At 66.0% G+C, this 6,345-nt stretch carries 4 protein-coding genes; all 4 read right to left on the bottom strand.

What is annotated here, in order from left to right:
- Nucleotides 1–1,556: acetyl/propionyl/methylcrotonyl-CoA carboxylase subunit alpha (locus Q8O26_RS03200; RefSeq protein WP_305573407.1), on the bottom strand; the 1,556-nt coding region annotated here is incomplete at its 3' end.
- 154 nt (nt 1,557–1,710) lie between these two features.
- Nucleotides 1,711–2,277: an NADPH-dependent FMN reductase gene (locus Q8O26_RS03195; RefSeq protein WP_305573405.1), complete on the bottom strand. Its 567-nt coding sequence runs from the start codon at nt 2,275–2,277 to the stop codon at nt 1,711–1,713.
- A gap of 220 nt (nt 2,278–2,497) precedes the next feature.
- Nucleotides 2,498–4,009, bottom strand: a complete 1,512-nt coding sequence (ppx, locus tag Q8O26_RS03190) for an exopolyphosphatase (RefSeq protein ID WP_305573403.1) — start codon at nt 4,007–4,009, stop codon at nt 2,498–2,500.
- A 1-nt stretch (nt 4,010) separates the two neighbouring features.
- Nucleotides 4,011–6,278 (bottom strand): RNA degradosome polyphosphate kinase, encoded by a 2,268-nt coding sequence (locus Q8O26_RS03185; protein WP_371134429.1) that lies wholly within the window; start codon nt 6,276–6,278, stop codon nt 4,011–4,013.
- Nucleotides 6,279–6,345: the final 67 nt, after the last annotated feature.

Below are 6,345 nucleotides of genomic sequence, written 5' to 3'. Positions count from 1 at the left end.
GCCCCGTTCGCATCTTCCGCCGTCACGCGCTGGTTCCAGTCGCCGACCGAAACCACCCATTCCGTCGGCAGCTTGCGCGGCCGCCCCGACAACTGGCCGGAAATCTGCACGGCGCGGGCCATATGAACCGAATTGATGTAGACGGCAATCGCCGCGAAACGCACCGCGCGCTCGTCGGCCAGCGGTACGCCGTGGAAGCCTTCCGGATATTCCTCGGCGATGAAGCCGGTCGACAGCGTGCCCGACTGCCAGCGCGGATGCTGCATCAGCGCCGAAAGGAAGGGGATGTTGTGCTGGATGCCGTCGATGGCGAAGGCGTCGAGCGCATCGGCCTGCGCGGCGATCGCCTTCTCGCGGGTCGGTGCCCAGGTGACCAGCTTGGCAATCATCGGGTCGTAGTAGAGCGAGATCTCGCCGCCCTCGAAGACACCGGTGTCGTTGCGCACCACGGCCTCGCCCGCCGGGCCTTCGGCCGGCGGCCGGTAGGTCACGAGGCGCCCGATCGAGGGCAGGAAGTTGCGATAGGGATCCTCGGCATAGATGCGGCTCTCCACCGCCCAGCCGTTGAGCTTCACCTGGTCCTGGGTGAGGCTGAGCTTCTCGCCATAGGCGACGCGGATCATCTGCTCCACGAGGTCGATGCCGGTGATCATCTCGGTCACCGGATGCTCGACCTGCAGGCGGGTGTTCATCTCGAGGAAGAAGAAGGACTTGTCCTGGCCGGCGACGAATTCGACCGTGCCGGCGGAATCGTAGTCGACTGCCTTGGCGAGGGCCACCGCCTGCTCGCCCATGGCGCGGCGGGTGGCCGGGTCGAGCAGGGGCGAAGGCGCCTCCTCGATGACCTTCTGGTTGCGGCGCTGGATCGAGCATTCGCGCTCGCCGAGATAGATGACGTTGCCGTGCTTGTCGCCCAGCACCTGGATCTCGATGTGGCGCGGATTGACGATGAACTTCTCGACGAAGACCCGGTCGTCACCGAAGGAGGACTTGGCCTCCGACTTGGCGAGGGTGAAGCCCTCGGCCACCTCCGACGCGGAATGGGCGATGCGCATGCCCTTGCCGCCGCCGCCCGCCGAAGCCTTGATCATGACGGGATAGCCGATCTCGTCGGCGATGCGGGTGGCATGGTCGGCATCCTCGATGACGCCGAGATAGCCGGGAACGGTCGAGACCTTGGCGGCGGCCGCCGCCTTCTTCGATTCGATCTTGTCGCCCATGGCCGCGATGGCACGGGGGTTGGGACCGATGAAGACGATGCCGTTGTCCTTCAGCGCCCGGGCGAAGGCCTCGCGCTCGGACAGGAAGCCGTAGCCGGGATGGACCGCCTCGGCGCCGGTCTGTTTGGCGGCGGCGATGATCTTGTCGATGACCAGATAGCTCTCGGCCGCGGCCGGCGGGCCGATATGGACGGCCTCGTCGGCCATCTCCACGTGCATGGCGTCGCGGTCGGCGTCCGAATAGACGGCGACCGTCTTGATGCCCATCCGCCGCGCGGTCTTGATCACGCGGCAGGCGATCTCGCCGCGGTTGGCGATCAGGATCTTCTTGAACATGCAGGAAGTCTTTCAGGCAGCACGCGAAATGGAGCAGACCGGACGGGTTCTAGAGCCAAGGCCGCCCGGACGTCCACTCCGCTAATGGGATGACGACCCGGCCGAGCCGGCCGGATCGTCCATTCCCATGCAAATCGCCTGCCGAAAGAGGGCGTCAGGCCCGCAGCGGCTTCAGGGCGCTGGCCCACTTGACGAGTTCGTCGAGGACTTCCTTGGCGCTCGTCGCCATCAGGTCGTTCGGCTTGAAGGTCGCATCCGGGCCGAGGAACGAGCCGAAGCCGGGAACGGCGACCGCCTGCGGGATCGGCATCATCTTCAGCGTGGTCAGCGTCGGCTTGATCTGCTGCACGGCGCGCAGGCCGCCGGAGACGCCGCCATAGCCGACGAAGCCCACCGGCTTGTAGGCCCATTCGTTGGCGAGGAAGGTCAACGCATTGTAGAGGGCGGGCGAGACGCCGTAATTGTATTCCGGGGTGACGAAGACGAAGGCGTCCGCTGCCTTGACGCTGTCAGCCCAGGCCTTGGTATGAGCCTTCTCGTACTTTGCCATGCGCGGATGGTTCGGCTCGTCGAAGACCGGCAGGTCGAAGCTGGCGAGGTCGACCAGCTCGGCCGAAAAGCCGCCATGGGCGACGGCGACATCGTTGAACCACTTGCCGACCTGGGGGCCGACCCGGCCCGGCCGCGTGCTGGTGACGATCGTGTGGAGCTTGAGGCTCATGCTGTTCTCCTGGGCGATGCCGCTACCGGCATCCGCGAAACGGAATTCTTGGTCACTCTTTGTAACCGGGGGTAGTCTGGTAATTCATGTTGCATCGCGCAAGAAGGCACGGCGGAGAAACCCGGGAACAAGCATGTGACCGGCGCCCGTGACGGCCGCGAGGATTGAAATGCAGTCGAGCCGGTCCGCGTGATCGCCGACGACGCGGCTTTGGCTCCGGTCACGGGATGACGCGCAGTTCGCTCTCCCGGCTGACGAGCCGTCCGAGCGTGCGCAGCCGGTTCGACAGCCGGTCTCCGGCAAGGCCGGAAAGGTCGCCGGCGAGCGTCAGAACGAGCCGGCGATCCTCGACGCGGATCGGCGCGCGCGGCAGCGCTCCTGGCATGGCGGCGGAGACGAGATAGGCGACGCGCATCGCAGCACCGAGAATGCGGGCGCGGTCCAACAGCCTGACGCCGACGAGTTCGCGGATGCGCGGCGACATGAACTCGTCGAGCAGGCCCTCGTGGCGGTAGAAACTGGCCAGTGCCAGATAGGCCCGGCCGGGATGGTCGACGCCGACGAAATTGGCATGGGCGATGATGTTGAGGCTCTGCTCGCCGCGATAGTCGGGATGGGCACGCCAGCCGATATCGGCGAGCAGGCAGGCGGCATGGCGCAGCCTCTGCTCCTCCGGGCTTTCCTCCAGATGGGCGACCTGCATGAAACGGTCGGTCCAGGCGATCAGTTCCTCGCCGTGCCGCGGCGAGCGCGACCTGAGGAGGCAGAGTTCGCGGGCCGCCGCGATCAGCGGATCGGCAGCCCTCTCCTCTGCGTCGAGCAGCGAATAGAGCAATCCCTCGCGCACGCCGGTGACCGAGATCACCACCCGCTCGATCCGCGCCGTGCGCACGACCGCCTCCAGCACGAGGGCGCCATAGGCCAGTAGCGGCCGCCGGCTCTCGGCGACGACGTCGATGCGGGAGACGGAATCGGTCGGCTGACGGCTGACGAGATAACAGAAGTCGGCGACTTCCTTTCCGGTCAGGGCATAGCCGTGCATCACGTTGAGGGGATAGCCGCGCTGGGCCATGTGGAGCTTGGCGAGGGACCGCCAGGTGCCGCCGACGGCGTAGAACGTCTGGCCCCTGCCCTTCTTGAGGAGATCGACCTTGCCGACCAGCTTGGCGGCGATCCGCTCGGCCTTCTTCACTGACTGGCCGGACGTGTCCTGCAAAGCGAGGCCCCCGAGCGGCAGGGTCACGCCGGTGCCGATCGTGCCGTCATTGATGTCGACGAGTTCGAGCGAGCCCCCGCCGAGATCCCCGACGAGGCCGTGCGGCTGGTACATGCCGGAGACGACGCCGAGCGCGGCGAAAGCAGCCTCTTCCTTGCCCGACAGCAATTGCAGCGGAACGCCGCAGATTGCCTCGCATGCGGCGACGAAATCCGGGCCGTTCTTCGCATCCCGGACGGCCGCGGTCGCGAGGATGTGGAGTTCCCCCACCCGCAGCTGCGTGCAGAGCGCCCGGAACCGGCGGATCGACGCCAGCGCCCGGACCACCGCGTCGTCGGCCAGCCTGCCTGACGTCTGCACGTTGCGGCCGAGGCCGCACAACGTCTTCTCGTTGAAGATCGGCGTCGGTGAACGCGTCAGCGCCTCATAGACAACGAGACGGACCGAATTCGATCCGATGTCGATGACGCCGATAGTCGGGCCGAGCTGCAGGCGGCCCGGAGCGATCTCAAACACGTCACTCGTCAGTCCGCTCGGCCCTGCTGGCGAAGCGACGAGGAGACGATTCTTTGAGCGATTTTCCACGTCCGGACAGACTCGGATTGGTCATGAAGTATTTGTGGGCGTTGAAGGCCTCTTCGCCCTTGGCCGGCTTGATACGCTCCGAGGTCCCATCGGGCAAGAGACGCCAGCTCTGCTCGTTGTCCTTGAGGTTGGCGATCATGATCTGGTCGAGCACCTGTTCATGCACCGTCGGGTTGACCAGCGGGCACAGGACCTCGACGCGCCGGTCGAGGTTGCGCGGCATCAGGTCGGCCGAGGAGATATAGACCTTGGCCTTGGCATGGGGCAGCCCGTGCCCGCCGCCGAAGGCATAGATGCGGCTGTGCTCGAGGAAGCGGCCGACGATGGACTTGGCGTGGATATTGTCCGACAGGCCAGGCACGCCAGGCCTGAGACAGCAGATGCCGCGCACGACGAGATCGACGCGCACGCCGGCCTGACTGGCGTCATAGAGCGCATCGATGATCATCGGGTCGACGAGCGAGTTCATCTTCAGCCAGATGGCGGCCGGCTTGCCAGCCTTGGCGAAGGCGATCTCCTCGGCGATGTGCTCGAGCAGTTTCTTCTTGAGGCTGAGCGGCGAGATCGCCATCGCCTCGAGTTCCTGCGGCTCGGCATAGCCGGTGATGAAATTGAAGATGCGGGCGACGTCGCGACCGATCACCGGGTCGTCGGTGAAATAGGACAGGTCGGTGTAGATGCGCGCCGTGATCGGGTGATAGTTGCCCGTGCCGACATGGCAGTAGGTGACGAGGTTCTCGCCCTCGCGGCGGATCACCATGGACAGTTTGGCGTGGGTCTTCAGCTCGATGAAGCCGAACACCACCTGCACGCCGGCCCGCTCCAGGTCGCGGGCCCAGCGGATATTGGCTTCCTCGTCGAATCGCGCCTTCAGCTCGACGAGAGCGGTGACGGACTTTCCGGCCTCCGCCGCCTCGGCCAGCGCCTTGACGATGGGGGAGTCCGAGGAGGTGCGGTAGAGCGTCTGCTTGATGGCGACGACATTGGGGTCGCGTGCCGCCTGATTGAGGAACTGCACCACTACGTCAAAGCTCTCGTAGGGGTGGTGGACGACCAGGTCCTTCTGCCGGATGGAGGCGAAGCAGTCGCCCCCCTGGTCGCGGATGCGCTCGGGATAGCGCGGTGCATAGGGCACGAACTTGAGGTCAGGCCTCTCCAGCGAGACGAGCTGGGACAGCTCGTTCAGCGCCAGCACGCCCTCGACCCGGAAAATCTCGTCGTCGACGACGCCGAGCGCTCCCGCGATGAAGTGGCGGAGGTCGTCGGGCATCGATGCCTCGGCCTCCAGTCTGATCACCGAACCGCGGCGGCGCCGCTTCAGGGCGGATTCGAAGTGGCGGACGAGATCCTCGGCCTCTTCCTCGATTTCCAGGTCGCTGTCGCGGATGATGCGGAAGGCGCCCTGCCCCTTCACGTCGTAGCCGGGAAAGAGGCGGTTGATGAACAGGCCGACCGTCTGCTCCAGGGTGACGAAGCGTCGGGCGCCCGTTTCCGCGAGGTCGGGCAGTTTCATGAACCGGTCGATCTTGGCCGGAACACGGATGAGCGCACGCATCGGCCGGCCGTCGGCGATGCGCTGCAGCGCCAGCGCGACCGTGAAGCCGAGATTGGGAATGAAGGGAAATGGATGGGCCGGATCGATCGCCAGGGGCGTCAGGACCGGAAAGACATGGCCGAGGAAATGGTCCTCGAGCCAGGCCCGTTCGGCCTTGGTGACGTCCGGCGCATCGACGAGCACGATGCCCTCGTGCAGGACCTCTTCGCGCAGCTCGCGCCAGCGCTTCTGCTGGTCGGAGGCGAGACCCGCGACAGCCTCGGAAATCTTGGCGAGCTGCTCGGCCGGGGTCAGCCCGTCCGGCGAGACCGTGCCGACACCCTGGAGCACCTGACCGCGCAGGCCGGCGACGCGGACCATGAAGAATTCGTCGAGGTTGTTTGCGGAGATCGACAGGAACCGAAGCTGTTCAAGCAGCGGATGGCTGCGGTTGGAGGCTTCCTCCATGACGCGGCGGTTGAACTGCAGCCAGGACAGCTCGCGGTTGATGAAGCGCTCCGGCTTGTCGCGCAGATCGCTCGTCGCCACCTCCTGCGCCACTTCGCGAACGACGGACGCCGCCGCAGCAGCTTGGCTGCGGCCCAGGCCCTTCACCTCGGCAGCCACCCGGGCCGTCGCATCCTTCTTGATTTCGCCAGCCGACATCGTGCCCCCAAGGATGAACTGCGTCACCCATTACCTGCCATCATGACGTGACTGTGACGGCCGTCAA

This window comes from Phreatobacter sp. (assembly GCF_030691135.1).
Classification (GTDB): Bacteria; Pseudomonadota; Alphaproteobacteria; order Rhizobiales; family Phreatobacteraceae; genus Phreatobacter.
Note: the sequence above shows the minus strand (reverse complement) of the source record. Positions and strands in the feature narration are given on the sequence as shown.